Annotated in this window: 36 protein-coding genes; 32 read left to right on the forward strand and 4 right to left on the reverse strand. The window is 51.1% G+C overall.

Features of this window, described 5'->3' with window-relative positions:
* The first annotated feature begins 15 nt into the window (after positions 1-15).
* The 26 genes from rplP to BN7444_RS05805 all read left to right on the forward strand — a co-directional run bounded on the left by rplP (position 16) and on the right by BN7444_RS05805 (position 14,003).
* Positions 16-456: a 50S ribosomal protein L16 gene (gene rplP, locus BN7444_RS05685; RefSeq protein ID WP_068456965.1), complete on the forward strand. Its 441-nt coding sequence runs from the start codon at positions 16-18 to the stop codon at positions 454-456.
* Positions 446-652, forward strand: coding sequence for a 50S ribosomal protein L29 (gene rpmC / locus BN7444_RS05690; RefSeq protein WP_068456969.1), 207 nt, complete (start codon positions 446-448; stop codon positions 650-652). Before rplP ends, rpmC begins: the two co-directional genes overlap by 11 nt.
* Before the next feature lie 3 nt (positions 653-655).
* Positions 656-910, forward strand: coding sequence for a 30S ribosomal protein S17 (gene rpsQ / locus BN7444_RS05695; RefSeq protein ID WP_068456972.1), 255 nt, complete (start codon positions 656-658; stop codon positions 908-910).
* A 13-nt stretch (positions 911-923) separates the two neighbouring features.
* A complete protein-coding gene (gene rplN, locus BN7444_RS05700; RefSeq protein WP_068456975.1) occupies positions 924-1,292 on the forward strand; it encodes a 50S ribosomal protein L14 in 369 nt (122 codons plus the stop codon).
* Positions 1,293-1,306: 14 nt separating this feature from the next.
* Complete coding sequence (gene rplX / locus BN7444_RS05705; protein WP_068456980.1) at positions 1,307-1,621, forward strand: 50S ribosomal protein L24; 315 nt, start codon at positions 1,307-1,309, stop codon at positions 1,619-1,621.
* Positions 1,622-1,632: 11 nt separating this feature from the next.
* Positions 1,633-2,184 carry a 50S ribosomal protein L5 gene (rplE, locus tag BN7444_RS05710; RefSeq protein WP_068456984.1) on the forward strand — a complete coding sequence of 184 codons (552 nt, stop codon included), beginning with the start codon at positions 1,633-1,635 and terminating at the stop codon, positions 2,182-2,184.
* Between the two features lie 3 nt (positions 2,185-2,187).
* Positions 2,188-2,373: a type Z 30S ribosomal protein S14 gene (locus BN7444_RS09145; protein ID WP_082941287.1), complete on the forward strand. Its 186-nt coding sequence runs from the start codon at positions 2,188-2,190 to the stop codon at positions 2,371-2,373.
* Positions 2,374-2,398: 25 nt separating this feature from the next.
* Positions 2,399-2,794: a 30S ribosomal protein S8 gene (gene rpsH, locus BN7444_RS05715; protein WP_068456987.1), complete on the forward strand. Its 396-nt coding sequence runs from the start codon at positions 2,399-2,401 to the stop codon at positions 2,792-2,794.
* 15 nt (positions 2,795-2,809) lie between these two features.
* Positions 2,810-3,346, forward strand: coding sequence for a 50S ribosomal protein L6 (gene rplF / locus BN7444_RS05720; RefSeq protein WP_068456990.1), 537 nt, complete (start codon positions 2,810-2,812; stop codon positions 3,344-3,346).
* Positions 3,347-3,363: 17 nt separating this feature from the next.
* Positions 3,364-3,726 carry a 50S ribosomal protein L18 gene (rplR, locus tag BN7444_RS05725; protein ID WP_068456993.1) on the forward strand — a complete coding sequence of 121 codons (363 nt, stop codon included), beginning with the start codon at positions 3,364-3,366 and terminating at the stop codon, positions 3,724-3,726.
* An 11-nt stretch (positions 3,727-3,737) separates the two neighbouring features.
* A complete protein-coding gene (gene rpsE, locus BN7444_RS05730; RefSeq protein ID WP_068456995.1) occupies positions 3,738-4,250 on the forward strand; it encodes a 30S ribosomal protein S5 in 513 nt (170 codons plus the stop codon).
* A gap of 9 nt (positions 4,251-4,259) precedes the next feature.
* Positions 4,260-4,436 carry a 50S ribosomal protein L30 gene (gene rpmD / locus BN7444_RS05735; protein WP_068456998.1) on the forward strand — a complete coding sequence of 59 codons (177 nt, stop codon included), beginning with the start codon at positions 4,260-4,262 and terminating at the stop codon, positions 4,434-4,436.
* A 13-nt stretch (positions 4,437-4,449) separates the two neighbouring features.
* The gene (gene rplO / locus BN7444_RS05740; RefSeq protein ID WP_068457000.1) at positions 4,450-4,899 is read left to right on the forward strand and encodes a 50S ribosomal protein L15; all 450 of its coding nucleotides are present in this window, start codon (positions 4,450-4,452) and stop codon (positions 4,897-4,899) included.
* A complete protein-coding gene (secY, locus tag BN7444_RS05745) occupies positions 4,900-6,180 on the forward strand; it encodes a preprotein translocase subunit SecY (protein WP_068457003.1) in 1,281 nt (426 codons plus the stop codon).
* Between the two features lie 10 nt (positions 6,181-6,190).
* Complete coding sequence (locus tag BN7444_RS05750; protein ID WP_068457006.1) at positions 6,191-6,841, forward strand: adenylate kinase; 651 nt, start codon at positions 6,191-6,193, stop codon at positions 6,839-6,841.
* Between the two features lie 6 nt (positions 6,842-6,847).
* Positions 6,848-7,114, forward strand: coding sequence for a KOW domain-containing RNA-binding protein (locus BN7444_RS05755; RefSeq protein WP_068458459.1), 267 nt, complete (start codon positions 6,848-6,850; stop codon positions 7,112-7,114).
* Positions 7,115-7,127: 13 nt separating this feature from the next.
* Positions 7,128-7,346: a translation initiation factor IF-1 gene (gene infA / locus BN7444_RS05760; RefSeq protein WP_068368873.1), complete on the forward strand. Its 219-nt coding sequence runs from the start codon at positions 7,128-7,130 to the stop codon at positions 7,344-7,346.
* A 16-nt stretch (positions 7,347-7,362) separates the two neighbouring features.
* Positions 7,363-7,476 (forward strand): 50S ribosomal protein L36, encoded by a 114-nt coding sequence (rpmJ, locus tag BN7444_RS05765; protein ID WP_007556223.1) that lies wholly within the window; start codon positions 7,363-7,365, stop codon positions 7,474-7,476.
* An 11-nt stretch (positions 7,477-7,487) separates the two neighbouring features.
* On the forward strand, positions 7,488-7,850 hold the full coding sequence (rpsM, locus tag BN7444_RS05770) for a 30S ribosomal protein S13 (protein ID WP_068457011.1): 363 nt from the start codon (positions 7,488-7,490) through the stop codon (positions 7,848-7,850).
* A 9-nt stretch (positions 7,851-7,859) separates the two neighbouring features.
* Positions 7,860-8,255 (forward strand): 30S ribosomal protein S11, encoded by a 396-nt coding sequence (gene rpsK / locus BN7444_RS05775; protein ID WP_068457014.1) that lies wholly within the window; start codon positions 7,860-7,862, stop codon positions 8,253-8,255.
* 65 nt (positions 8,256-8,320) lie between these two features.
* A complete protein-coding gene (locus BN7444_RS05780) occupies positions 8,321-9,268 on the forward strand; it encodes a DNA-directed RNA polymerase subunit alpha (protein WP_068457017.1) in 948 nt (315 codons plus the stop codon).
* Between the two features lie 14 nt (positions 9,269-9,282).
* Positions 9,283-9,624 carry a 50S ribosomal protein L17 gene (gene rplQ / locus BN7444_RS05785; protein ID WP_068457022.1) on the forward strand — a complete coding sequence of 114 codons (342 nt, stop codon included), beginning with the start codon at positions 9,283-9,285 and terminating at the stop codon, positions 9,622-9,624.
* Positions 9,625-9,835: 211 nt separating this feature from the next.
* Positions 9,836-10,546 carry an S-layer homology domain-containing protein gene (locus BN7444_RS05790; protein WP_068457025.1) on the forward strand — a complete coding sequence of 237 codons (711 nt, stop codon included), beginning with the start codon at positions 9,836-9,838 and terminating at the stop codon, positions 10,544-10,546.
* 28 nt (positions 10,547-10,574) lie between these two features.
* Positions 10,575-11,765 (forward strand): SHOCT domain-containing protein, encoded by a 1,191-nt coding sequence (locus tag BN7444_RS05795; RefSeq protein ID WP_068457028.1) that lies wholly within the window; start codon positions 10,575-10,577, stop codon positions 11,763-11,765.
* A 9-nt stretch (positions 11,766-11,774) separates the two neighbouring features.
* Entirely contained in the window at positions 11,775-13,244 is a 1,470-nt protein-coding gene (locus BN7444_RS05800) for a TFIIB-type zinc ribbon-containing protein (RefSeq protein WP_245654201.1), read from the forward strand.
* 27 nt (positions 13,245-13,271) lie between these two features.
* Positions 13,272-14,003, forward strand: coding sequence for a copper amine oxidase N-terminal domain-containing protein (locus BN7444_RS05805; RefSeq protein WP_068457031.1), 732 nt, complete (start codon positions 13,272-13,274; stop codon positions 14,001-14,003).
* Positions 14,004-14,093: 90 nt separating this feature from the next.
* Here the strand turns inward: BN7444_RS05805 and BN7444_RS05810 are convergent, their stop codons facing one another.
* The 3 genes from BN7444_RS05810 to BN7444_RS05820 are packed head-to-tail and all read right to left on the reverse strand — an operon-like array spanning position 14,094 to position 17,627.
* Positions 14,094-14,720 carry a response regulator transcription factor gene (locus tag BN7444_RS05810; RefSeq protein WP_082941289.1) on the reverse strand — a complete coding sequence of 209 codons (627 nt, stop codon included), beginning with the start codon at positions 14,718-14,720 and terminating at the stop codon, positions 14,094-14,096.
* A complete protein-coding gene (locus BN7444_RS05815) occupies positions 14,710-15,975 on the reverse strand; it encodes a sensor histidine kinase (RefSeq protein WP_068457034.1) in 1,266 nt (421 codons plus the stop codon). Before BN7444_RS05815 ends, BN7444_RS05810 begins: the two co-directional genes overlap by 11 nt.
* Positions 15,972-17,627 (reverse strand): histidine kinase N-terminal 7TM domain-containing protein, encoded by a 1,656-nt coding sequence (locus tag BN7444_RS05820; RefSeq protein ID WP_068457037.1) that lies wholly within the window; start codon positions 17,625-17,627, stop codon positions 15,972-15,974. The genes BN7444_RS05815 and BN7444_RS05820 overlap by 4 nt, the downstream gene beginning before the upstream one ends.
* Positions 17,628-17,892: 265 nt before the next feature.
* On the opposite strand from BN7444_RS05820, the gene BN7444_RS05825 reads away from it, so the two are divergent.
* Genes BN7444_RS05825 through BN7444_RS05835 form a run of 3 tightly spaced genes read left to right on the forward strand, consistent with a single transcriptional unit; the run spans position 17,893 to position 22,328 of the window.
* Positions 17,893-19,638 carry an ABC transporter ATP-binding protein gene (locus BN7444_RS05825; protein WP_068457039.1) on the forward strand — a complete coding sequence of 582 codons (1,746 nt, stop codon included), beginning with the start codon at positions 17,893-17,895 and terminating at the stop codon, positions 19,636-19,638.
* Complete coding sequence (locus tag BN7444_RS05830) at positions 19,635-21,356, forward strand: ABC transporter ATP-binding protein (protein ID WP_068457042.1); 1,722 nt, start codon at positions 19,635-19,637, stop codon at positions 21,354-21,356. The genes BN7444_RS05825 and BN7444_RS05830 overlap by 4 nt, the downstream gene beginning before the upstream one ends.
* Before the next feature lie 9 nt (positions 21,357-21,365).
* Positions 21,366-22,328, forward strand: a complete 963-nt coding sequence (locus tag BN7444_RS05835) for an AraC family transcriptional regulator (protein WP_068457044.1) — start codon at positions 21,366-21,368, stop codon at positions 22,326-22,328.
* Positions 22,329-22,346: 18 nt separating this feature from the next.
* On the opposite strand, the gene BN7444_RS05840 is transcribed toward BN7444_RS05835, so the two are convergent.
* Entirely contained in the window at positions 22,347-23,276 is a 930-nt protein-coding gene (locus BN7444_RS05840; RefSeq protein WP_068457047.1) for a DMT family transporter, read from the reverse strand.
* 298 nt (positions 23,277-23,574) lie between these two features.
* On the opposite strand from BN7444_RS05840, the gene rpsF reads away from it, so the two are divergent.
* Genes rpsF through rpsR form a run of 3 tightly spaced genes read left to right on the forward strand, consistent with a single transcriptional unit; the run spans position 23,575 to position 24,619 of the window.
* Positions 23,575-23,859, forward strand: a complete 285-nt coding sequence (gene rpsF, locus BN7444_RS05845; RefSeq protein ID WP_068457050.1) for a 30S ribosomal protein S6 — start codon at positions 23,575-23,577, stop codon at positions 23,857-23,859.
* 19 nt (positions 23,860-23,878) lie between these two features.
* Complete coding sequence (locus BN7444_RS05850; protein ID WP_068457054.1) at positions 23,879-24,373, forward strand: single-stranded DNA-binding protein; 495 nt, start codon at positions 23,879-23,881, stop codon at positions 24,371-24,373.
* A 21-nt stretch (positions 24,374-24,394) separates the two neighbouring features.
* Complete coding sequence (gene rpsR / locus BN7444_RS05855) at positions 24,395-24,619, forward strand: 30S ribosomal protein S18 (protein WP_068457057.1); 225 nt, start codon at positions 24,395-24,397, stop codon at positions 24,617-24,619.
* Positions 24,620-24,775 lie beyond the last annotated feature (156 nt).

A 24,775-nucleotide genomic window follows, 5' to 3' on the forward strand; every position in this document is an offset into this window, starting at 1 on the left:
GAGGAGGAAAGCACTATGTTAATGCCGAAAAGAGTAAAATATCGGAGACAACATCGCGGGAGAATGAAGGGTGTTGCACACAGAGGCAATACGCTCACCTACGGTGACTTTGGCATCCAAGCATTGGAACCGACCTGGATCACTTCCAATCAAATCGAGGCCGCACGTCGTGCCATGACCCGTTACATTCGTCGTGGCGGGAACATTTGGATCAAAGTATTCCCCGACAAACCGGTAACGGAAAAGCCGGCCGAAACTCGGATGGGTTCCGGTAAAGGGGCACCCGAGTACTGGGTAGCCGTCGTCAAGCCGGGCCGCGTCCTGTTTGAATTAGGCGGCGTCGAAGAAGAAGTTGCCAGAGAAGCCATGCGCCTTGCAGCCATGAAGCTTCCCATTAAGACGCGCTTCATCGCCAAGAATAAGGAAGAAAGTGAGGGCGATAGTCATGAAAATTAAAGACATCCGCAATTTATCCGGTGACGAGCTGAATAAAAAGGTGTCCGAGTTGAAGAACGAGCTCTTTAACCTTCGCTTTCAACTTGCAACAGGTCAATTAGACAATCCGGCGACCATTAAGCGTGTGAAAAAAGACATTGCACGCGTCAAGACCATCCAAAGAGAGCGCGAGCTCAATATGGAAAAGGAGGCGTAACTTATGGAAAGAAATCAACGTAAAGTGATCTCCGGTAAGGTCGTAAGCGATGCCATGGACAAGACGATTGTCGTAGCCGTCGAGACCTTCAAGAGTCACCCGATTTACAATAAACGATTCAAAAACACGAAGAAATACAAGGTGCACGACGAGAACAACGAAGCAAGTGTCGGCGATACCGTACGCGCAATGGAGACACGTCCCCTTTCGAAGGACAAGAGATTCCGCCTCGTCAAAATCGTAGAAAAAGCGAAGTAAGGAGGTTCTCGCCATGATTCAACAAGAAACCAGATTAAGAGTTGCTGACAACTCCGGCGCGAGAGAACTGGGCGTAATTAAGGTATTGGGCGGTACGAACCGTCGCTATGCCAACATCGGCGACATCGTCGTTTGTTCGGTCAAAAATGCAACACCCGGTGGCGTTGTTAAAAAAGGTGCCGTTGTCAAGGCGGTCATCGTTCGTTCGAAAAAGGGCATTCGTCGTTCCGACGGAAGCTACATTAAATTCGACGACAACGCAGCCGTCGTCATCAAGGACGATAAGAATCCCCAAGGTACCCGTATTTTCGGGCCGGTAACCCGCGAGCTCAGAGGCGATAACTTTATGCGTATCATTTCCTTGGCTCCGGAAGTTCTTTAAGGAGGTGGCATAGAATGCGCATCAAAAAAGGAGATACCGTCGAAGTCATTTCCGGCAAGGACAAAGGCAAGAAGGGCAAAGTCGTTCGTACTTTACCGAAGCTTGACCGCGTCGTCGTCGAAGGTGTCAACATTGTGACGAAACACGAAAAACCGAGAGGACCGCAAAACCCCGGCGGCATCAACAAAGTTGAAGCCCCGATTCACGTATCCAATGTCATGTATTACGATACAAAGACCAACAAGAGAAGCCGCATCGGCTACGAATTTAAAGACGGCAAGAAGGTACGTGTCGTAAAGTCCTCCGGCGCTACGATTTCTGATAAATAAGGAGGCCTGTGATGACATCGAGATTAAGAGATAAAATTCAAAGCGAAGTCGCGCCTGCTTTAATGGACGAGTTTAAGTATGACAACACCATGCAAATTCCTCGCCTTGAAAAGGTCGTGATTAATATAGGACTGGGCGAAGCCAAGGACAATCCGAAAGCACTGGAAAGTGCCGTCAACGACTTGACCTTGATCGCCGGTCAAAAACCCATTGTAACCAAGGCGCGTAAATCCGTCGCAAACTTTAAATTGCGTGAAGGAAACGCCATCGGTTGCAAAGTCACCCTGCGCGGTGACAGAATGTATGATTTCCTCGACAAGCTCATGAACGTCGCCCTGCCCCGCGTCCGCGACTTCCGCGGCGTGAAGCCGACGGCATTCGACGGCAGAGGAAACTATGCACTGGGACTCAAAGAACAATTGATTTTCCCGGAAATCGAATACGATAAAATCGACTCGTTGCGCGGCATGGATATCATCATCGTGACAACCGCCGAAACAGACGAAGAGGCGAAGTCCTTCCTCGAAAAGATGGGCATGCCTTTTGCAAAGAAGGAGGGTTAAACTGTGGCAAAGAAATCCATGGTAGCCAAGCAAAAACGTAAGAACAAGTACAGCGCTAGAAACTATACCCGTTGCAAAATTTGCGGACGCCCTCACGCGGTGCTTAGAAAATACGGCATTTGCAGAATTTGTTTCCGTAAACTGGCTTACGCAGGACAAATCCCCGGCGTAAGAAAGGCAAGCTGGTAAAGCTAACCGAAAGGAGGAATTGACTATGATGACAGACCCTATTGCAGATATGCTTACGAGAATCCGTAATGGCAACGATGCAAAACATAAATCTGTTGAGATTCCCGCTTCGAAAATGAAGGCGGAAATCGCCCGTATCCTTCTCGAGGAAGGCTATATTAAAGGCTACGATCTTATTGAAGAAGGTCCCCAAGGCAAAATTAATGTAGAGTTAAAATACGGAAGAAACGACGAAAAAGTAATCAGCGGCATGAAGCGCATTTCCAAACCGGGCCTTCGCGTCTATGCGAAAAACTCGGAAATCCCCAAAGTATTAGGTGGATTGGGAATTGCCGTCATCTCCACATCCAAGGGAATTATGACCGATCGCGATGCCCGCAAGGAACAAGTTGGCGGAGAAGTTCTCTGCTACGTTTGGTAAAGGAAGGAGAAAAAGATGTCCAGAATCGGAAAAAATCCTATCGAAATCCCTACCGGCGTAGAAGTGAAGCTGAACGGTCACGTGGTTGAAGTGAAGGGCCCCAAGGGCAGCCTTCAAACGGAAGTCGACCCGGTCATCAGCGTTGCCATCGAAGACAATCAAGTGCTCGTCACCCGTCCCAACGATGAAAAGAACATTCGCGCCCTTCACGGCCTGTATCGTACCTTGATCGCCAACAACATCGAAGGCGTCGTCAACGGCTACGAAAAGAAAATGGAAATCATCGGAACCGGTTACCGTGCACAAAAATCCGGCAACAAACTGACCCTGAACCTCGGTCACTCCCACCCCATCGAACTCACCGATCCGGAAGGCATCGAAGTGGAAGTACCGGCCAATACCCAAATCATTGTACGGGGTATCGATAAGCAAAAAGTCGGCGCCTATGCGGCTAAGATTCGCAGCTTCCGCGCACCTGAACCCTACAAGGGCAAGGGTATTCGCTACGTTGACGAATACGTCCGCAGAAAAGTCGGTAAGACCGGTAAGTAAGAAAGGAGTGGAGTGTTTTGTTTAAGAAAATTGATCGCCAAGGCAATCGAAAAGCGAGACATATTCGCGTCAGACAGAAAATTAACGGAACGGAATCCAAACCTCGTCTTGCCATTTACCGCAGTGCGCACCATTTATACGCTCAACTGATTGACGATGTAAACGGAAAGACATTAGCCAGTGCTTCCACCTTGGACAAGTCCTTGGGTCTCGAAAGCACGAAGAACGTAGAAGCGGCCAAAGCCGTCGGTGAAGCCATCGGAAAGAAAGCAAAGGAAAACGGCATCGAAGAAGCCGTCTTCGACCGCTCCGGTTACGTCTATCACGGTCGCATTGCCGCTTTAGCCGAAGCTGCTCGCGAAGCAGGACTGAAGTTCTAAGGAGGGAAAGATTGAACCGTTCTAAAAACAATACCAGAGAAAAAGACACGGAACTCGACGAAATCGTCGTAGCCATTAACCGTGTTGCAAAGACCGTTAAGGGCGGTCGTAATATGCGTTTTTCTGCCCTCGTCGTCGTCGGCGACAGAAACGGCCGCGTCGGTGTCGGCACCGGCAAAGCCTTGGAAGTTCCCGAAGCCATTCGCAAGGGCAGCCAAGCAGCTAAGAAAAACATGGTGAATATCAACCTCGTCGGAAATACCATTCCGCACGAAATCACCGGCATCTTCGGTGCAGGTCGCGTGTTCTTAAAGCCGGCTCGTCCCGGTACCGGTGTTATCGCCGGAGGCAGCGTCCGTGCTGTATGCGAACTCGCAGGCATTAAAGACATCTACACCCACAGCATCGGTTCTCCGAATCCGAGAAACACCGTCAATGCGACGATGGAAGGGCTTATGTCTTTAAAGACCGCCGAAAGTGTAGCTAAACTTCGCGGCAAAAGCGTTGAAGAAATTTTAGGATAGGGGGACGACATGAGTACCATTAAGATTAAACTCAAGAAAAGCCCCATTGGAAGAATCGAAAAACAAAGACGCACGATTAAAGCCTTAGGTCTCAGAAAGATCGGTCAAGTCGTCGAAAAAGAGGACACTCCTCAAATTCGCGGCATGATCAGAAAAGTAGACTTCATGGTCGAAATTGTCGATTAAGGAGGTGGACGTAATGAAATTGCATGATTTAAGACCTTACGAAGGTGGAGGAGTCAAGGCAAAGAAACGTCTCGGCCGCGGTATCGGTTCCGGTACCGGTAAGACCGCCGGACGCGGTCACAAGGGCCAAAAAGCCCGCAGTGGCGGCGGCGTTCGTCCGGGCTTTGAAGGTGGCCAAATGCCTCTTTTCCGTCGTCTTCCGAAGCGCGGCTTTACGAATATTTTTAAGAAAGAGTACGCCATTGTCAATGTGGACGCATTGAACCAATTCGACAATGGAGCGACTGTGACTTTAGATTCCCTGATTGAAAGCGGCTTGGTCAAGCGCGCCGATGCAAAAGACGGCTTGCGTATTTTAGGTAACGGCGACATCAATGTTTCCGTTAACGTGAAGGCCAACCACTTCTCCAAATCCGCTGCCGAAAAAATCGAAGCAGCAGGGGGAAAGGCTGAGGTGATCTAGATGATCCAAACCTTTAGAGACGCTTGGAAGATCCCGGAAATTCGCAAAAAGCTTCTCTTCACCCTGTTGATGCTTGTGGTCTTTCGTTTCGGTAGCCACATTCCCGTTCCATTTATGGACCGCTCGGCCATCGCAAAGATTTTTAACCAACAACAAGGTGGTATACTCTCGTTCTTAGATTTAATGAGCGGCGGCAACTTCGGACATTTCTCTGTCTTTGCCACGAGCATTTATCCCTACATCACGGCGTCCATCGTCCTTCAATTGTTGACGATCGCCATCCCCAGTTTGGAAGCGCTCAGCAAAGAAGGCGAAACCGGACGTAAGAAGATCGCAAAGTATACAAGGTATTTAGCTGTTGTTCTGGCTGCCGTTCAAGCCATCGGTTACACCTACGGCTTTTATCGTCAAGCAGTCAATACGAGCAACCCGTTCCAAGACGTCGTCATTATTCTCTCTGTCGTTGCAGGGAGTACCTTCCTGATTTGGATCGGTGAAATGATTACGGAAAAAGGGATCGGAAACGGGATCTCTCTACTCATCTTTGCAGGGATCGTAGCCAGATTCCCCGCTGATATATGGGCTTCCTTCCGCATGGCGGCGGCAGGCATGGTATCTTGGGCTTGGGTCGTTGTCTTCATCGTCCTGGCCATCGCCATCGTCTTCTTCGTCGTCCTGTTAAACGAAGGGCAACGCAAAGTACCCGTTCAATACGCCAAGCGCGTCGTCGGACGGAAAATGTACGGCGGTCAAAGCACCCATATTCCCATTAAAGTTCTCATGAGCGGCGTTATGCCGATCATTTTCGCTCAAACCATTATGAGCATTCCATCGATTATCGTTATGTTCCAAGGCCAAAACTCTCAAGCGGCGAAATTCATGACCAAATGGTTTACGCCGGCAGGCAGTATCGGGATTGTTATCTACAGCGTCTTTATGGTTGTGTTAATCGTCTTCTTTACTTTCTTCTATACGGCCATCCAGTTTAACACGGTGGAATATTCCAAAAACCTGCAACAAAACGGCGGCTTTATTCCCGGCATCCGCCCCGGCAAGAAAACATCCGATTACCTGCAACAAATGGTCAATCGACTGGTCTTGCCCGGCGCATTTGCCCTGGCCCTCTTGTCTGTCTTGCCTACGATTTTAGAAAAAGTCACGGGTATGCACTTCAGCTTCGGGGGAACCAGCTTGATCATCGTCGTCGGCGTTATTATGGAAACGGCACGTATTTTGGAACAACAATTAATGATGCGACACTACAAGGGATTCCTAAAATAAGGAGGATCATATGAGACTAGTCATTTTAGGCCCGCCGGGCGCCGGCAAAGGCACTCAAGCGGCATCCATCGTTGACACTTACGACGTGGTGCATATCTCCACAGGCGATATTTTCCGCGAAAACATTAAGAATGCCACGGAACTCGGTAAGAAAGCGAAAAGCTTTATGGATCGAGGCGAACTCGTTCCCGACGAAGTGGTCAATGAAATCGTCGTGGATCGCCTGAAGAAGCCCGATGTGGCAGGCGGATTCCTTTTAGACGGCTTCCCGCGCACGGTAAACCAAGCGGTATCCTTGGATGCGGCATTGGAAGCCATGGGCACGAAGCTCGATCGCGTCATAAACATTCAGGTCGCCAGCGAACTCTTAATCAACCGCGCCGTCGGCCGCCGGGTATGCCCCAGCTGCGGCAGAACCTACCACGTGGTCAATCAAAAGCCGAAAGTGGAAGGCATCTGTGACGACGACGGAAGCAAGTTGATTCAACGAGCTGACGATACGGAAGAAACGGTGAAGAAGCGCATCGACGTATACGAAAGGCAAACTTCCCCGTTAATCGACTATTACAAAGCGCAAGGACTGTTACTGGATGTCGACGGTTCCAAGGGCATCGACGATGTATTCAAGCAAATACGACTTGGGCTCGAAGACGAGGCCTAGTTGTCGATGATCGGAACCTCAGATATTAAGGTCGGTCAGGTAGTCATATCCAAGGCGGGCAGAGACAAGGAACAATTCTTTGTGGTCTTGGAAGTTATTGACGACAGATATCTTCTTCTGGCAGACGGCAAGAGAAGAACATTGGACAATCCCAAGCGGAAAAAGGCCATGCATTTGCAAAAAACCCATTCTCTTGTGGATCTGAAACCTGAGGATAGACCGTTAAACGATAGTTATATTCGTAAACAACTGTCTCGCTTCCAAGAGGCATAAGGAGGATGCAACCATGGCAAAAGAAGATGTCATTGAAGTGGAAGGCGTCGTCACCGATGCCCTGCCCAATACAAACTTTAAAGTCAAGTTGGAAAATGGACATGAAATTCTCGCTCATATCTCCGGCAAATTGCGCATGCACTATATTCGCATCTTGCCCGGCGATCGTGTGACTGTCGAGCTGAGTCCTTATGACTTGACCCGCGGACGTATTACCTGGAGAAAGAAATAGTTTAGGAGGGGACGAAATGAAAGTAAGACCTTCAGTTAAGAAGATGTGTGATAAATGCAAAGTCATCAAACGCAAAGGACGCGTCATGGTGATTTGCGAAAACCCGAAGCATAAACAAAGACAAGGATAGGGGGTGTTGGCATGGCAAGAATTGCTGGTATTGACTTACCTAGAGAAAAACGAGCTGAAATCGGGCTCACGTATATTTACGGCATCGGACGTTCCCGCGCCCAAGAAATCCTGACGAAAGCCGGCGTCGACTTCAACACGTATATTAAAGACTTGACCGAAGAAGAAATTGCGTCTATTCGTAAAGTCATCGACGACTACCATGTAGAAGGGGATTTGCGTCGTGAAGTCGCATTAAACATTAAGCGTTTACGCGAAATCAACTGCTACCGCGGCATCCGTCACAAGAGAGGCCTGCCCGTTCGCGGTCAAAACACGAAGACCAATGCGAGAACGCGCAAAGGTCCGAAGAAGATTGTATCCAAGAAGAAGTAGGAGGGCTAAATGGCTAAACAAGGTAGAGCTACGCGCTCCAGAAAGAGAGTGCGCAAGAATATAGAAAAAGGACAAGCGCATATCGCTTCTTCCTTTAACAACACCATGGTGACCTTAACCGACATGAGCGGCAACGTCATTTCCTGGTCCAGCGCCGGCCAACTCGGCTTTAAGGGTTCCAGAAAATCCACGCCCTTCGCTGCACAAGAAGCGGCACAAGAAGCGGCAACCAAGGCGAAGGAACACGGCTTAAAGAGCGTTGAAGTATTCGTCAAGGGACCGGGCAGCGGACGTGAAGCCGCCATTCGTTCCCTGCAAGCGTCGGGTCTTGAGGTTACCATGATCAAAGACGTAACCCCGATTCCCCACAACGGTTGCCGTCCGCCGAAGCGTCGTAGAGTCTGATATCGAAACAGCAACCCATCTCACGAGAAAGTCTCTACAGATCCATTCATAGGAGGGCGGATAACATGATTGAAATTGAAAAGCCTAGTATTGTAGTTGAACAAGTATCAAGCGACGGCAATAAGGGAAGATTTATCGTCGAGCCGTTGGAAAACGGCTACGGCATCACATTAGGCAACTCCCTTCGCAGAGTGCTGTTCTCCTCGCTTCCGGGCTGTGCTGTTTCCTTCGTCAATATTCGCGGCGTCGAACACGAATTCAGCGTCATCGACGGCGTCTTAGAAGACGTACCGGAGATCATTCTGAACATTAAAGGCATCGTGTTTAAGAGCGATCAAGACGAACCCGTGCGCCTGGCCGTCGAAAAAGTCGGCGCCGGCGAGCTTGTCGCCGGAGATATTACCGTGCCGGCCGGTGTGGAAATCGTCAATCCCGAACACCACATCGCCACTTTAAACGACGATGCGAACTTTTATATGGAACTCGTCATCGAGCGAGGCCGCGGCTACGAGCCCAGCGAACTGAAAAAAGACGAAATCACCGAGATCGGCGTCATTGCCGTGGATTCCAACTACACGCCTATTCGCATGGTGAATTGGAATGTAGAAAACACCCGCGTCGGTTTGCGTACCGACTACGATCGCCTGATCCTGGATGTGGAAACCGACGGATCCATGACGGCGGACGAAGCCACTTCTTTGGCAGCCAAGATCCTGATGGAACACTTGGATCTGTTCGTCTCTTTGACCGAAGAAGTCAACGACATGGACATTATGGTTGAAAAACCCGAAGGCAAAAAAGAAAAAGTCCTGGAAATGACCGTGGAAGAGTTGGATTTGTCTGTTCGCAGCTTCAATTGCTTGAAACGTGCGGGCATCAACACCGTGAGCGAGCTCACGGCCAAAACCGAAGACGAAATGATGAAGGTTAGAAATCTCGGAAAGAAGAGCCTGGAAGAAGTGCAGGAAAAACTGGATGAACTTGGACTCTCTCTCAGAGAAAACGAAGAATAAAGGAGGAATCCATTGTGGCACAGTTGAGAAAATTAGGCCGCCCGACGCCCCATAGACGGGCTATGTTAAGAAACTTAACAACCGATCTATTGCGCGAAGGCCGTATCGAAACCACAGTGACCCGTGCAAAGGAAACCAGACGCATGGCTGAAAAGATGATCACCCTCGGCAAACGAGGCGATCTTCACGCAAGACGTCAAGCCCTGGCTTACATCTTCGACGAATCCGTTGTAACGAAAGTGTTCGAAGAAATCGCACCGGGATACGCCGACCGTCAAGGCGGTTACACGCGTATTCTGAAAAAAGGTCCCCGTCGTGGCGATGGCGCGGAAATGGCCATTATCGAATTAGTATAACAGCCGGTTCAACCCCGGCTACATAGAGGCACTGCCGAAGGGCGGTGTCTTTTTTTTGTGCCCGTTTTCAGAACGCCATCGGAAAATTTTTTCGAAAAAGAAATGATCTCATACCTTTAGGTGATGGAAGATTAACAACAATCGATTAGACTAAAGCCATAAAGAGGACGGTCAAGCATAAGCTTGAAGCATAAAAGAAAGGAGTCTCGAAATGAAGAAGAAAAGCATCGTTCTTATCCTACTGGCAGCATTGGTTTTTATGAGCCCCTTTGCGGCTACAAAAGCTTATGCCGAGGGCGAGAACGAAGTATGCAATTGCGGCGAGGAGCACCTGCCCTTTACCGACGTGCCGGAGGACAGCTGGTACAGCTTCTACGTCCGATGGGCTTACTACGAGGGCATTATTAACGGACGAACGGAAACCAAATTCGATCCCGACGGCTACGTCACCATGGCCGAGGTAGCCACCATAGCGGCAAAGCTTCACGACCGATTGCTGGAAAGAAATACCCACTTTCAGGTGAATTCCACGACGCCGTGGTATGGGAAGTACCTGAGCTACTGTTACGAAAACGGCATTTACAGAAATCAAAAGGTCGCACGAGGCCAAGTCAAGCTCTATGCCTGTGAAAAGTGGAACGCTCCCGCCAAGCGAAGGGACGTGGCGGGCATGTACGCCTATGTGGATCAGCGGCCGGGACGGGTTTTATTGAATCCCGACGTTCCCTTGACGGACATTCCCGACGTGGATAAGTGCACGCCTCACCACCAAGAGATCCTGACCCTGTACCGTATGGGGGTGGCCGTAGGCGACGAGTGGATGCGGTTCAACCCCGACGGCTATATCCGCCGCAACGAAGCGGTGGCCTTGGCCATACGCCTCTTGTATGACGATGCAAAAGTAGAATTACCTAAGGGATAAAACGCAGAGAAGAAAAAAGGAGGACATCATGGGATTTATTAAAGCATTTACCGGCGCATTGGGCGGAAGCTTCGCCGATCAGTGGAAAGATTTTTACATGCCGCCGGAAGGCGTCCCCGCCACGGCAGGTCTTTTTGCCGCCAGACCCAAGGGCACCAATCACGGTCGCGGCGAAAACACCAAGGGCAACGACAATATTATTACCTCCGGCAGCAAGATCATCGTGCCCGAGGGAACGGCCCTCATCACCATGGAAGACGGCGCCATTACCGGCCTCATCGCCGAGCCCGGCGGATTTATTTTCCAAAGCGAGGACGCCAACGCCCAAAGCATTTTCACCACGGAAGATCCTGTGGGAAGCTTGATTCAGTCCACCTGGGATAAATTCCAATTCGGCGGCCAAGCCGGGGCGCAACAGTTGGCCTTTTACGTCAATTTAAAGGAGATCCCCAACAATCGCTTCGGCACCCAAAGCGAAATTTACTGGGACGACGCCTTTTTCGGCACCCAAGTGGGCGCCGTGACCCGCGGCACTTACACATTAAAGATCGTGGATCCCCTGCTCTTCGTAAAAAATTTCGTGCCCCAAAAGTATCTGATCCAAAACGCGCCGGCCTTCGATTTTGGCGACATGGACAACGACGCGGCGGAACAGCTGTTTAACGAAGTGGTGGGTTCCCTTTCCGCCGCCTTCTCCAATTACACCAACGATCCCTCCAAGGGCAATCGCATGAGCCGCATTCAAGGGGATCAAATCGGCTTCGCCAAGAGCTTGACCGAAGCCGTAGAAGAAGGCTATCAATGGAAGACGGAGCGGGGCCTTCAAATCGTGAAGACCGCCATCCTCGCCATGGAATATGACGAGGACACGAAGGAAATGATGAAGGACGTCAAGCGGGCCGATGCCCTTTCCGGCGCCCGAGGCAATTCCTTTATGCAACAATCCGTGGCCCGCGGCATGCAGGCGGCGGGAGAAAACGGCGGCGGCGCCAACATGGCCTTTATGGGCATGGGCATGGGCGCGGCAGGCAATGTCATGGGCGCCACACAGCAGCCCGTGAACCAAAATGCCGGCAATCAACAGCCCGCTGAGCCCGCTCCTCAGGCTCAGGGAGGCGACCCGACGGAGAAATTGATTCAAATGAAAAAATTACTGGATGCGGGCGTCGTAACCGAGGAAGAATTTAACAAGATGAAAGCCGAATTGTTGGGGCTTTAGAGGTGCATTATGGCTGAAGACAAGATGAATACCGCTGTAGCGGAAAAAGAACGCGATTCGGCCAACGGCCAGATCAAGTGTCCCAAGTGCGGCGCCACGGACATTCAAACGAATACGAAGACGGGGAAGCTGCGTTGCAATTTCTGTCGCCACGAATTTGAACTGATTCGCGCGGCGGACGATGAGGCCATCGAGACATTAGAAGGAAGCACGGTTCGTAGCGGGGCGCAGGACATCGACGCCGATGCCGGAGATGTCATCACCCTGAAATGCGAAAGCTGCGGCGCGGAGGTGGTCATCGATACGGCTTCCTCCACCCAAGCCCGCTGCCACTGGTGTCGCAACACCCTTTCCATTAATGACGTCGTCCCCAACGGCGCCGTTCCCGACGTGCTTCTGCCCTTCAGTATTTCCAAGGAAGAGGCACAAGAAAAGATTGAAAAATTCGTTAGTCAACGAAGGAAATTCGCCCATCCGAAGTTCGCCAGGGAATTTACTACGGAGAATATTTGCGGCGTCTATTTGCCCTATATGCTGGTGGACGTGAATGGCCACATGAGGCTGGCCGGGGAAGGGGAAATTGAAACCAACAGCTACCTGGTGAAAGACGACGACGGGGAACACAGGGAATACGATGTGGACACCTACCACATCGAGCGGGAGTTTGATATTACCATCGACGATCTTCCCATCGAATCCAGCAGCGACAAGCTGGACTACAGGTCCAAGACCAAGACCACCAACATTATCAACTCCATCTTGCCCTTCGATACGGAAAATTGCGTCAAGTACAATGCCAATTACCTGAAGGGCTATACCTCGGAGAAGCGGGATACAAACATCGAGGGGCTGAAAGACGTTACCGACGTGCAAAGTGGCGACGTGGCACGGATGGCCATTTTAGATACCCTGTGGGATTACGACCGCGGCGTCCGCTGGGAGGATGAAGACTTTACCATTAAGGGCGACTCGTGGAAGGCGGCTTACCTGCCCGTGTGGCTATACAGCTATATGCAGATAAAGGGGAGAAGGCACCTGCTCCACTACGTGGCGGTTAACGCCAGAACCAAGGAGACCATGGGCAGCGTCCCCATTAACTACGGCAAGCTGTTTCTCGTCTCCCTCCTGATCGAAGTGTTGAGCTTTATCGCCGCAATTATTTTACGAATCTTTTTCGGCCTGAATCTCTTCAACGGGACTCAGATCCAAGAAAACAGGAGCATCGTTTGGTTCCTGCTCGTCGGCGGCTTTATCTACTTCTTCAAAATGGTGAGTGAATACAGAAATCAAGACGCCCGCCATACTTACGAATTCGAGACGAAAAGCGACGTCACCCATTTGCGTTGCGTCGACAGTTTTTTGCACAAGGAACACGGCGTGACGACCAGTCGGGTGAGAGGCGAAAACAGCTTTGTATTAAAAGGCGACGATGTGAAGAAGGTTATGAAAGAGAAGAAGAAAAAGAAAAACAAAAAATAAGGGTCCGAAAAGGAAAGGGAGACGATGATGAAAAAGACGTTTCGAAGAAAATGGCTGTGGCTTTTGCCCCTGCTTCTCTTCACCCTGGCATTTAAGGCGCCGAAGGATGTGACGATTACCATAAACGGGGAGGTCGTCTCCACAGATCAGCCGCCGGTGATCAAAAATTCCAGAACCTTTGTCCCTGTGCGTGTCATTGCCGAAAATTTAGGGGCACAGGTCTTCTACCTAAGTAATGAAAGGGCCGTGTCCATCGAAAAGGGGGACAAGAACATCTACATTCCCATCGGGAAGAAGGAGATGAGCATAAGCACCACCGAGCTGGCCGGGCCCGTGCCTTTGGATTCGCCGGCCTTTATAAAAAACAATCGCACCATGCTGCCTCTGCGCGCCATTGCGGAAATGTTCGATATGGACGTGCAGTGGGACGGCGAGGCGCGGGAGGTGAAGATCACCTCACCCGATCACTATTTAAAGGCCTATGTCAACGACGAAAATGCCGTGGAGGAAGTCCTAAGCCGCCTGAGAAAAAAAGGCACCTTGGACGACAGCTACTACGCCACGGACATGCGGCCGGAGCTGGCAAACTTCAACGGTCAGGAAGTGCCCGGCTTTCTCGTCACCGTGCGCAGGGACAATCCCGTGGACAAAAACCTCACCGATCACGTGCGCCACTTCTTTATCAACAGATACGGCACCGAGATTTTGGAATACGATCCGGTGACCGACGGCTTTAAATTGGTGATAGGCGTCAATTAATTTATCTGAAGAGCTCGCGAAGGCGGGCTCTTTTTGTGCGGCAACGATTCGGACAATGAAAAAGCCGCGGAGGATTTTCCGCGGCGTCGTTTATTTGTCTTCGATGACGAATCCCGTGATTCGCGCCTGAATGGCCAGCTGAGTGCGGCTGATAAAGCCGGTCTTGTCCATTAAATGCTGCACGTGGGTCTTCACCGTATTGAGGGAGATATCCAATTGATTGGCGATGTCTTCATTGCCTGCGCCCGTGGTCAAGAGGCGCAGCACCTGAATCTCTCGAGGCGTGAACTCCGTGGATTGGGCGAGGCCCAACTGAATCACCGGCGTGGCCTCGGGATAGATGGATTCCCCTTCCAAGGTGCGTCGAATAATGTTGAGAATGGTCTCCTCCGACGCCTCCTTGTACCAAAAGCTGTCGATGCCGATCTCCTTTGCCCGTTCCATCCAGGACACCTCGGGCATGCTGGTGACGGCGACGATTTTCAGATCCGGCTTTAATTTCTTTATTTTCTCCGCCGCATCCAATCCGTTGGATCCGTCCTGCATGAGAATGTCCATAATGACCAAATCCGGCGGACGATTCAACACGTAGGTATCGGCGAACATGGCCGTGTCCACGGTGTAGACCACCTCGAAGTCCGGGCAGGTATCGATGGTCAACTTAAACAGTTCCCGGGAGACGTATTGATCGTCGACGATCATGATTTTATAGGTCACGGTAACCTCCTTTGGTCCAAGAGAGATCCAGTTGAAAGCCCTCGTCGGTATTCACGGAGAGCTCGCCGCCGTAATAGGCCAGGCGCTGGCGCATGTTCTTCAGGCCGCCCTTTTCCTCAATGGGGCCTTGAGGCGGCAGACCGTCGTTGACGATGCGGCAGCGGAAAGTGGGGCCGTCGTCTTTCAGCGTAATCCGAATTTTCTTCGCCCGACCGTGGCGTATGGCATTGTTCATGGCCTCGTGGACGAAATCCACCAAGAGGCGCCGGTCCTGTTCGCCCTCGGGCAGCTCCCCTTCCGCGATAACTTCGACACCGATGGCCTTGGCCGTGGAAATCAGCTTGTCCCAGGAGGAGGGCTCCTTCGGCGCTTCTTTCTTTTCCTCGAAGAGCAGGAGGCTTTCTCTCCAAAGGGTTTCGAGGCGGATGCGGTCCTCGGGCGTCTTGTCCGCCTTTTCCAAATAGCGTCTGAAGTAGATGAGGGACTGGCCCAGGCGGTCGTGAATTTTTATTTTCGCCTGCAGGTTTTCCTTTTGGCGGGTATACTCGCCGATTTTTTCCTGATAAGCCTTTAAGTCGGCGTTCATTCGCCGATTGGCTTCGGAAATTTTCTTGATCTCCTCGTAGAGGGCCCACTCCAGGGTAATGTTGTAGATCAAGGTCTCCTTGACCAAGCCGTGGTAGATAATTTTGATCTGCCATACCTTGCCGTTGCTTTCGAAGATCAGCGGGTCCCACTGCAAAATTTTCGTCGCGGGATTGAAACGATTGGATCGGATATTGCGGGCACAGACCACGTCGTTGACCAGTCGCTTGCCGAAAACATCGTAGCTGATCTCCTGCATTTGGCGATTGACCAGAAGAGGCGTGCCGTCGAGCTTGGAAAAGCAGATGCCGTCGGGTAGATTGTCCATGCTCTCCTTAATGGAGTTTTTCCCGATTTGGTTCTTTTTAATCGAGGAAACTTTTTTATAGACCACCCATTCCAAAATGAGGATGAAAATATAATACAGGACGAAAAGGCGCAGGGGCGCGGAAAGAAAGTATCTGCCGAAAAGCATTTCGCCCGTGCCGATTTCCGCCAGGATTTGCGCCGGCACCAGGCTCGCCAAGACAAGGAGAACAGCGCCGCAGCACAGGGCGGATTTCGGCGCCGCCTGGAGCACGTCGATACAAATGTCCATGCTGATTAGCAAAATAATCAGGCTCGAGACGAAGAGAATGGCCATGGCATAAATCGGTAGATGTTGAATCATGCCCTCACCTCCTTTTCAAAGGAGATGGCCCAAACTTTCATCCCATCTTCCGATTCTTCGGACAAGCCGACGCCTTGGGGCAGCAGCCGATGTATTTCCTCCAAGAGAGAAATCTCTGCGGCGGATTCCACATAGATCGCCAGTTCATAGGCGTCCTCGCCTTCTTTTAAATGGACGAAGACGGCGGTGAGGGAAGCCAGATTGCTTTCCAGAATTTTTTCGAAGGCGGCGTACAAGCCGATGCCCACGGCGGTGTCCACGGGGCCTGCGGCGTCCCAACGGAGGGAGGTGATTTTGCTTTTCAGGCGCAGATAGTCCAGAGATTCGTCGAAGGACAGGCGCAGTTCCGACAGGGGAAGAGTGGTCTTGTTTCTCGACAGCAGATACAGATTGGAAAAACGCTTGATGTAGACATTGAGGATGCAGGCGTCCTTTAAGGCGTCTTCATAGGCGTCTTTTTCATCGGGGAGGTGATCCATGATGGCCTTCAGTCGGGCGAATTGGGGTTGAAGTTTTTCGTGGATGGTTTCGCGAATTTCCCTTTGCTCCCGCACCTTCGCCATTTTCTCTTTCAACTTATTGTTTGCCATAAGGAGCTCGTTTTCGCTGAGCATTTCTTCATTGGCCGCCACCAGCTGAGACTTCAGCCGGTTGAAATCCGTAAGGTCCATAAACCAGAAGCAGGTGCCGCCCTGAATGGGGGAGCTTTCCAAAAGGGTGTTCTCGTCGATGGCCAGGGCGCGCTCCGATGCCCGCCTGACCTCGTCGGCGTCGACCTTCGGCCCGCTATCCGGCTGCAAGACCATGTTTCCCTTTAAATCCATCATGCCCATATTCAGAGAAGAGAGGCTCAAAAAGCTTTCGTAATCTCGATTGGAGGGAATGAGCCGGGCAAAGACCAAGGACTCGATAAAGAGGACGACGGTGAGAATATTAAACTCCGCACTTTGAAAGGCGATTTTGACGTAGTGAAAGGGCGGCCAGTCGATGATGTAGAGAACGGTGTAGAGAAAACAAATGCCCAAAACCAACAGGGGCCATGAAATAGATTTCAGCCGCTTCTCCGCCAAGGATTGCTTCGATGTAAAGATCAGGGTCAGGACGGCGAGAAAAAGAATGTAGGCCAAGGTAAGGGTATAGACCGGGCCGTATTGACCGAAGCCCGTGGTTTGGTCGCCCGGCACAAAGACGAGGCCGTGGAAGTCGTTGGTTAAAATCATAAGAATCAACAGCCCCGTGGGCGCCCACAGCAGATGCCACCGCTCGTCGATGGAATCTCTTTCCGAGCGACCTACATTGAGGGAGGTGAGAAAGACCATGTGGACGATGGTGAGGATAAAGAAATAATAAGCGTAGCGAATCCGCGGTACGGCGGCGGGGGATTGAATCAGCACCTGGTACTTCAACGTGCGGGTGCCTAAATAGCCGATGAGCAAAAAGGCGACGACCTTAAAGCGTTTCGCCACCGAAGTGCTTAAGACGCGGTTTTCCATATTGCGCGCCCAAAGAAGAATCACCAGGGCGTAGAGAAAAAAGACCAGGGTGATGACGGTAAAGGGAAGAGCCTGCCGTTCGTAGAAAATATGTAGTAGGGCGGCCAATGCGATGAAGAGAACGGAAAACAAGTAGATGAGGATTTCTTTGCGATACATAAGAGCCTCCCGACGGAGCTTCGCGCGAGCCGGCGCGCAGGAAGAGATGCCTTGCATCTGTGTGCGACATTGTTTCCTTTATTATACCAAGAATAAGGGGACAATGCCCTTTCTTTCCTGCAAGGGGCGAAAATCATCGGCACTTGCCGAGGCGGATACCACCAAACAAAATAAATAGTTTCGCCTTTAGGAATAGACAAGGGGAGAAAAAATCGCTACACTGTGATTAAAAGATAAACAATATCATTAATGAAAGGAGATTTAATTGAATACCTATCGAAAGCTATTTGCTTACATACCGGAGAAGCGCGGCAACGGCTTTTTGTCGGCCGCCTTTTCCGTGGCCGCCGTGTGCTGCCATCTCCTCGGCTATTACTGTCTGTGGCTCGCCCTAAAGGCGATTTTCGTTCAACAGAATTTCAGCGCGGGCAGCGATTACGCCCTTCGCGTGGTAGTGGCATTTATCGCCTATGGGATCCTCTATTTTCTCGGCACATGGATGAGCCACTTGGCGGCCTTTCGCTTGGAGACCCGCTTGAGAGAAAAGGGCATCGATCATCTCTTGACGGCGTCCAATACTTTTTACGATAAAAACCAATCGGGTCGCGTGCGAAAAATCATCGACGATAATGTGGAGCAGACCCACATGGCCGTGGCCCATTTGATTCCCGATCAAACCGTGGCCATTTTAACGCCGATCCTAATGTTTGTCGTCATCGGCCTGGTGGATCTGCGTCTGGCGGCCTTTTTCGGCGTCATCGTCCTCTTGTCGGGCTTCCTCTGCTTCAAAATGATGGGGGAAAAAGAATTTATGAGCGCCTATATGGAGCAGCTGGATCTGTTAAATGCCGAAGCCGTGGAATACGTGCGGGGGATGCAGGTGGTAAAGCTTTTTGCCGCGCCCATCGTGAGCTTTAAGCGCCTTTACGCCACCATCAACGATTACGCCGACATGGTTTACAACTACTCCATGTCCTGTCGCATTCCCTATGTCACCTTTCAGTGGCTGTTGAATTTATTCATCGTCGTGCCTGTTTTCTACGCCGTTTATCGCGTGGGCGCAGGGGACGACGGCGGCCTGTGGGCGGCAAAAGCCCTGTTCTTCGCTCTGTTTATGGGCATGTTCTTTGCCAACATTATGAAAATTATGTACGTGTCCATGTACCACGTGCAGGCCAATCGCGCCGTGGATACTCTGGAGGGCCTGTTTAAGGAGATGGAAGAAAAGAGAATGGTCTTCGGAAAGGAAAAGGACTTCGGCGATAGCTCCATTACCTTTAATCATGTGGACTTTTCTTATGAGGACGAAAAAATTCTCTCCGACTTCTCCCTCCACTTGGATGCGGGAAAAATCTATGCTTTCGTCGGCCCCTCCGGCGGCGGCAAGTCCACCATCGCCAAGCTCGTCTCCGGGCTCTATCCGGTAAATAAAGGCGACGTGATGATCGGCGAGAAGCCCATCGCCGCCTACGATAAAGATGGGGTCATGGAAATGGTGGGCATGGTGTTTCAACAGGCGAAACTTTTTGAAGGCCTGTCCATTTACGACAATGTCCGGCTGGCAGACCTCGAGGCAAACCAAGATGAAGTGCATCGCGCCCTGGACTTGGCTCGCTGCGAAGAGTTTAAGGAGAAATTTCCCGCAGGCTACGACACCGTCATCGGCGCCGAAGGCGTGAAGCTTTCCGGCGGCGAGTGCCAACGGGTCGCCATCGCCCGATTGTTTTTAAAAGATCCGAAAATCCTCATTCTGGATGAAGCCTCTGCGGCGGCGGATCCCGAAAACGAATACGAGATCCAAAAGGCCTTTTCGAACCTAATGAAGGGCCGCACCACCATCATGATCGCCCATCGCATGAGCAGCATTCGCGGCGTCGACGAGATTCTCTTTATCGAAGGGGGAAAGGTCGTGGAAAGAGGCGATCACGACGCCCTCATGAAAGAGGACGGCCGCTACGCCCGCTTCGTCAACTTGTATCACGAGGCCAATGAATGGAGGATCGACGGATGAAAAAGTATTTGCAAAAAACCTACGCCCTCACGGAACGGGGAGCCGACGGCCTGTGGCGAGCGACGGTTTACGGCTTTTTAAAAAATATCACCTACATGCTCCCCATGTTTCTCTTAATGTATGCCACTAACGGCCTCTTGGGCTTCGGAAGCTTCAATATGGCCTACGGCGCCCTCGGATTTGCGCTTATCGGCGTGGTCATGTTTCTGGTCATCAATAAGGAGTACCACACCACTTTTAACGAAACCTACAAAGAATCGGCGAATCTGCGCATGGAAATTGCCGAGGGAATCAGGCAATTGCCCCTGTCGTCCTTTAACAAAAAGGACTTAACCGATGTGTCCCAAACCATGATGAAGGACGTGGAAGCCATCGAGCACGCCCTCTCTCACTCCGTGCCCACCTACTACGCCTTTCTCGCCACGGTGGTCGTCATCGGCATCATGCTTCTCATCGGCCAACCCGTTTTGGGGCTCGCCGTATTAGGGCCTATCTTGCTCAGCATTTTTCTCTCCCATCTGTCGCAAAAAATGCAAAAACGGGCGACGAAAAAGTATTATCTTCGTCAGCGCAAGTCCTCGAAAGCCTTTCAAGAGCTCATCGATCTTCACGAGGAGATTCAGTCCTATCATTTAAGTGAGAAAAAGAAAAAGGAAGTCACGGCCATGGTGCGGCGAAACGAAGCCGTGCACATTCGCTCGGAGCTGGGCCAGGCCCTGCCCGTGATCTTTGCCGGCGCAATCTGCTTTCTGTCTCTCGGTTTTGCCATGGTGGTGGGCACCCGCCTGCTGCAAAGCGGCACCATCAACGTGCTTTACTTTGCAGGCTATGTCTTTGCGGCGGCCCGCCTCATCGACGGCACTTCCGCCTTTATTTTGGCCCATGGCGAAATCGCCTACATTTCAAGCAGCGTCGATAAAATTAAAAGCTTAGTGGATGCACCGGCACAGACCGGCGGCCCGGCGGAGCTCGCCCACTTCGATATTACCGGGGAAGATGTCTGCTTCTCCTACGACAAGAAAAAGAAAGTCATCGACGGCATCTCCTTTGAAGCGAAACAAAACACGGTCACGGCACTGGTGGGCCCCTCGGGCTGCGGCAAATCCACTTTGCTGCGCCTGGTGAGCCGCCTCTACGATTACGACGCCGGGCATATGATGCTGGACGGAAAAGAGCTTTCCTCCATTCAAACGGAGGATTTGTTTAAGCACGTGTCCATGGTCTTTCAAGACGTGCTCCTCTTCAACGGCTCCGTCTTCGATAACATTCGCATCGGAAAATACGACGCTACGGAAGAGGAAGTCTACGAAGCGGCGAAGCAGGCAGGCTGCGACGATTTCGTGAAGCAATTGCCCCAAGGCTACGACACGATCATCGGCGAAAACGGCTCCCGCCTTTCCGGGGGCGAGCGGCAGCGGATTTCCATCGCCCGCGCCTTTTTAAAAGATGCGGAGATCATTCTTTTAGATGAAATCGCCGCGTCTTTAGACGTGGAAAACGAAAAGTATATTCAGGAATCATTAAACCGACTGATAAAAAATAAGACGGTGATGATTATTTCCCATCGCATGAAATCCATCGAAGGGGTGGATCAGATCATCGTCATGAAAGACGGAAAAATCGAAGCCTGCGGGTGCCACGAGGCGCTTTTGGATGATAGCCCCACCTACCGTACCATGATCGAAAGCTTCGAGCGCTCCGACGCCTATGTCTATTAGGAGAAAGCCATGACAAATTTAGAAGATTGGGTTGACGGCGTTGAGTCTTGGGGCTTTCGCGTCGTCGATTACGACGAGGACACCATGTATTTTGAAGGCATTGAAAGCGACGAGGACACCATGGTCACCTATCGCATCGCCCCCGGCGTCTTCGTCGCCTACATCAACATAAAAAGTCGCTACCACTCGGAAAATGCCGTCCACAGCGGCAGGCGGGGTTTTCGCATTGCCTATTGCCTCAACGGCAATTACTACACCCACATTAACGACAGCAAGGTCTTAATCACCTCGGCGGAAGTTTTTGTCGGCAGGGCCATTCCCGAAGCCAAGGCCTCCTACGGCACCCAAGAGGGCATCGTCGCATTTAACATTATGGTGGCACCCAATGAAATCGAAGGGCACAGTTTCCTGACGGAGCTGTCTCAAAACTTTGTGGAAGCGGTGAAAGACGTGAACAATATGGGCTTTACCGTGAAGCGAAAAGACGCCTTGGATACGGCTCGCCGTTTAATCGACGCCTTGAAGGAGGCGGAACGGGGGCGCATCGGCCTGTGGACCTTCCAGCTGATGGAATTGATCTCCAAGGAACGGGTCAGCGCCAATCGCATGCGCTATTTTCAAGAGACCGCCAACGAATCCGTGGAGCCTATGGAGCAATACTTAAAAGAGAATTTGAGCCGGCGCATCACCCTGGAATCCATGGAGCGTGAGTTTAACTGCTCCAAATCCACGATCATCAACCGATTTATTCGCCGTTGCCAGTACACCCCCATGAAATATTTGGCCAATTTGCGCATGATGGAAGCGGAGCGGCTTTTAATCGAGAGTGATGCCGCCATGACCCATATTGCCGAATCCGTGGGCTACGACAATCCGTCGAATTTCGCTCGGGCTTTTAAGCAGTTTACGGGCATGTCTCCCCGGGAGTACAGAAAATGCTACGGCCGGCCGGAAAATAACGAAAAAAAATAAGGAAGACATGGGTCTTCCTTAATCCTCTTCGCGGACGCGCTCCCGAAGAGGTTTTTGTTTTTTCGGTTTCTTTTTCTCCGGCAGACTCAGAAGAAGGACGGAGCCTAAGATCAAGAGCATGCCCGCAAAGTCCGTCAGCTTGAAGTCCAGCTTGTAAAGGACCACGGCGACGATGGTGGAAAACACCGCCTCCGACAGGGAGAAGATGCTGGATTTCGTGGCGCCGGTGTAGCGCGCCCCTTCGAGAAAGGCCCAGAAGGGAATCATGGTGCCGCCGATAATGCAGAAGAGCACGCAGAGTATGGACACGGTGTCCCAGGTGGGGGCGGTGAAATCCGGCCGCGTCACCAAGGTGAGGAAGAGCCCGCCCAAAAGCATGGAGGGCCCCATAATCTCCATGGAGCGATAGGTCTTGGAGAGTCCGGTGGGCGCCAAGTTGAAATTCGTAAAGCCCACGGCGGAAATCAAACCCCAAAAGATGGCCTTGCTATTGACGTTTAAGCTACTCGGGTCGCCGCCGGTGACCATGAGAAAGAGTCCCAGGGTACATAAAAATAAGGTGGGATAGACGATGGGCTTGGGCCAGGTTTTGGTCATAATCGCCACGGTAAAGATGACGAAAAACATTCCCGTGTATTGAAACAGCGTCGCCGTCGGCGCATTGGAATAGGAAATGGAAGAGAAGTAGCCGAACTGCATACACAAAATGCCGCCCAGGGAGTAGAGAAGGAAGTTGGGGATATTTTCCCGCTTCCGCACCACGCGGAAGGCGTAGCGCCCACTGCGGTACAGGTCGTTGACCAAGAGCATCAGTCCCACGGCGGTGAGACGAATGGCGACGAGGACCTCGGGGGTAAAGCCTTTATTTTGAAAGACGTAAGCGCCGACATTGCCGTTTAAGGCCCATAAAAAAGTGCATAAAAAAATTAAAAGGATACCCTTAATCATATCGACTCCTTTCCTATGTAGTGCTTCGACCGAATGCAGACAGAAAATAATTACTTATAAAAATGAAACACTACGTCTATTATGGGGGCCCGATGAAAGGAAAGTCAAGGCGAAAGATTGTTAAAATACTAGCTCTTGCAATGGGCGCCGGCCCTTACAGAGCAACGAGAAAGGGGCGAAGAAAAGGGGAGGGGGTAGGATAAAATCCTTGACATGGCCCTCGGCTGCGAATATAATGAATCAGATAGTTATCCTTGCTCGAATCGTCGAGCCGTCAGTCCACAAGGAGGTGACAGACATGAACAGTTATGAAGTAATCCTTATGTTCTATCCCGATGCCGAATCTGAAAAGCGTGAAAAGCAATATGAAAGATTAAAGGGCATCATTGCCGGTGCCGGCGTGATTAAATCGGAAGATGAATGGGGCATGCGCAAGCTCGCCTATGAAATCGAAGATTACAAAGAGGCCTACTACATTCTCGTCGAATTCGACGCAGAACCCGGCATCATTAAGGAATTCAGCCGTATTGCAAGCATTTCCGATACGGTCATGAGAGAAATGGTCGTCCGCGTAGACGAATAAGAAACGGATTGGTGATATCGTGAATTTAGTTGTACTTTACGGGAGACTGACGAGAGATCCGGAACTTCGCTACAGCCAAAACGGCATGGCAAACACCTTTGCCACCATCGCCGTCGACCGCGGCTTGAGTCGCGAAAAACGTCAGGAAGCGGAAGCATCCGGCCAGCCCACCGCCGATTTCATCGGCATTAAAGCATTTGGAAAGACCGCCGAATTATTAGGCAATTACTTCCACAAGGGCAATCGCATCGCCGTGGAAGGAAGAATTTCCACGGGCAGTTACGAGAAAAACGGCGAACGGGTCTACACCACCGACGTTGTGGTCAACCGCGTTCACTTTATAGAAAGTGCAAAAGAATCGGGCAACGGTGCAGGTGCCGGCAATATGGCGCCGCCGACGAATATGGCTTATCAATCGAACAACGACAATCAGCCCAACAATCCCAACGCCTTTGGACCGAAATCCGATGACGAGGGTTATTACCCGATCGACAACAATGATATCCCATTTTAACCAAGGTTAAGGGGTGAGAACATGCAAAGAAGATATCGTGCCAGAAAAAAAGTCTGCATTTACTGCGCAGACAAGGAAAAACAAATCGATTATAAAGATACGCAAACCTTAAAGCGTTTTATTTCCGACCGCGGGAAAATCCTTCCCCGTCGCGTGACCGGCGCCTGCGCCAAGCACCAACGGAAGATTACCACGGCCATTAAGCGCGCTAGACAAGTGGCTCTTTTGCCCTACAGCGCCGACTAATTAAAGAATTTAAATACACACAGCTCCCGCTTCGGCGGGAGTTTTTTTATTGAAAAAATTCAGACGTTAACGAGTTTTCTTTGGAGAGGCGAAAAACACGATTAATTGTTAACCGAGGTTATTTTGAAGAGGAAAGCCTATAATCAGCCGTTTTCT

It is taken from the genome of Peptoniphilus pacaensis, assembly GCF_900088125.1.
GTDB lineage: Bacteria > Bacillota > Clostridia > Tissierellales > Peptoniphilaceae > Aedoeadaptatus > Aedoeadaptatus pacaensis.

Coding starts and splice junctions, on each gene's coding strand:
- rplP (WP_068456965.1), top strand. CDS start 16: ATGTTAATGCCGAAAAGAGTAAAATATCGGAGACAACATCGCGGGAGA.
- rpmC (WP_068456969.1), top strand. CDS start 446: ATGAAAATTAAAGACATCCGCAATTTATCCGGTGACGAGCTGAATAAA.
- rpsQ (WP_068456972.1), top strand. CDS start 656: ATGGAAAGAAATCAACGTAAAGTGATCTCCGGTAAGGTCGTAAGCGAT.
- rplN (WP_068456975.1), top strand. CDS start 924: ATGATTCAACAAGAAACCAGATTAAGAGTTGCTGACAACTCCGGCGCG.
- rplX (WP_068456980.1), top strand. CDS start 1,307: ATGCGCATCAAAAAAGGAGATACCGTCGAAGTCATTTCCGGCAAGGAC.
- rplE (WP_068456984.1), top strand. CDS start 1,633: ATGACATCGAGATTAAGAGATAAAATTCAAAGCGAAGTCGCGCCTGCT.
- rpsH (WP_068456987.1), top strand. CDS start 2,399: ATGATGACAGACCCTATTGCAGATATGCTTACGAGAATCCGTAATGGC.
- rplF (WP_068456990.1), top strand. CDS start 2,810: ATGTCCAGAATCGGAAAAAATCCTATCGAAATCCCTACCGGCGTAGAA.
- rpmD (WP_068456998.1), top strand. CDS start 4,260: ATGAGTACCATTAAGATTAAACTCAAGAAAAGCCCCATTGGAAGAATC.
- rplO (WP_068457000.1), top strand. CDS start 4,450: ATGAAATTGCATGATTTAAGACCTTACGAAGGTGGAGGAGTCAAGGCA.
- secY (WP_068457003.1), top strand. CDS start 4,900: ATGATCCAAACCTTTAGAGACGCTTGGAAGATCCCGGAAATTCGCAAA.
- BN7444_RS05750 (WP_068457006.1), top strand. CDS start 6,191: ATGAGACTAGTCATTTTAGGCCCGCCGGGCGCCGGCAAAGGCACTCAA.
- BN7444_RS05755 (WP_068458459.1), top strand. CDS start 6,848: ATGATCGGAACCTCAGATATTAAGGTCGGTCAGGTAGTCATATCCAAG.
- infA (WP_068368873.1), top strand. CDS start 7,128: ATGGCAAAAGAAGATGTCATTGAAGTGGAAGGCGTCGTCACCGATGCC.
- rpmJ (WP_007556223.1), top strand. CDS start 7,363: ATGAAAGTAAGACCTTCAGTTAAGAAGATGTGTGATAAATGCAAAGTC.
- rpsM (WP_068457011.1), top strand. CDS start 7,488: ATGGCAAGAATTGCTGGTATTGACTTACCTAGAGAAAAACGAGCTGAA.
- rpsK (WP_068457014.1), top strand. CDS start 7,860: ATGGCTAAACAAGGTAGAGCTACGCGCTCCAGAAAGAGAGTGCGCAAG.
- BN7444_RS05780 (WP_068457017.1), top strand. CDS start 8,321: ATGATTGAAATTGAAAAGCCTAGTATTGTAGTTGAACAAGTATCAAGC.
- BN7444_RS05790 (WP_068457025.1), top strand. CDS start 9,836: ATGAAGAAGAAAAGCATCGTTCTTATCCTACTGGCAGCATTGGTTTTT.
- BN7444_RS05795 (WP_068457028.1), top strand. CDS start 10,575: ATGGGATTTATTAAAGCATTTACCGGCGCATTGGGCGGAAGCTTCGCC.
- BN7444_RS05800 (WP_245654201.1), top strand. CDS start 11,775: ATGGCTGAAGACAAGATGAATACCGCTGTAGCGGAAAAAGAACGCGAT.
- BN7444_RS05805 (WP_068457031.1), top strand. CDS start 13,272: ATGAAAAAGACGTTTCGAAGAAAATGGCTGTGGCTTTTGCCCCTGCTT.
- BN7444_RS05815 (WP_068457034.1), bottom strand. CDS start 15,975: ATGATTCAACATCTACCGATTTATGCCATGGCCATTCTCTTCGTCTCG.
- BN7444_RS05820 (WP_068457037.1), bottom strand. CDS start 17,627: ATGTATCGCAAAGAAATCCTCATCTACTTGTTTTCCGTTCTCTTCATC.
- BN7444_RS05830 (WP_068457042.1), top strand. CDS start 19,635: ATGAAAAAGTATTTGCAAAAAACCTACGCCCTCACGGAACGGGGAGCC.
- BN7444_RS05835 (WP_068457044.1), top strand. CDS start 21,366: ATGACAAATTTAGAAGATTGGGTTGACGGCGTTGAGTCTTGGGGCTTT.
- BN7444_RS05840 (WP_068457047.1), bottom strand. CDS start 23,276: ATGATTAAGGGTATCCTTTTAATTTTTTTATGCACTTTTTTATGGGCC.
- rpsF (WP_068457050.1), top strand. CDS start 23,575: ATGAACAGTTATGAAGTAATCCTTATGTTCTATCCCGATGCCGAATCT.
- rpsR (WP_068457057.1), top strand. CDS start 24,395: ATGCAAAGAAGATATCGTGCCAGAAAAAAAGTCTGCATTTACTGCGCA.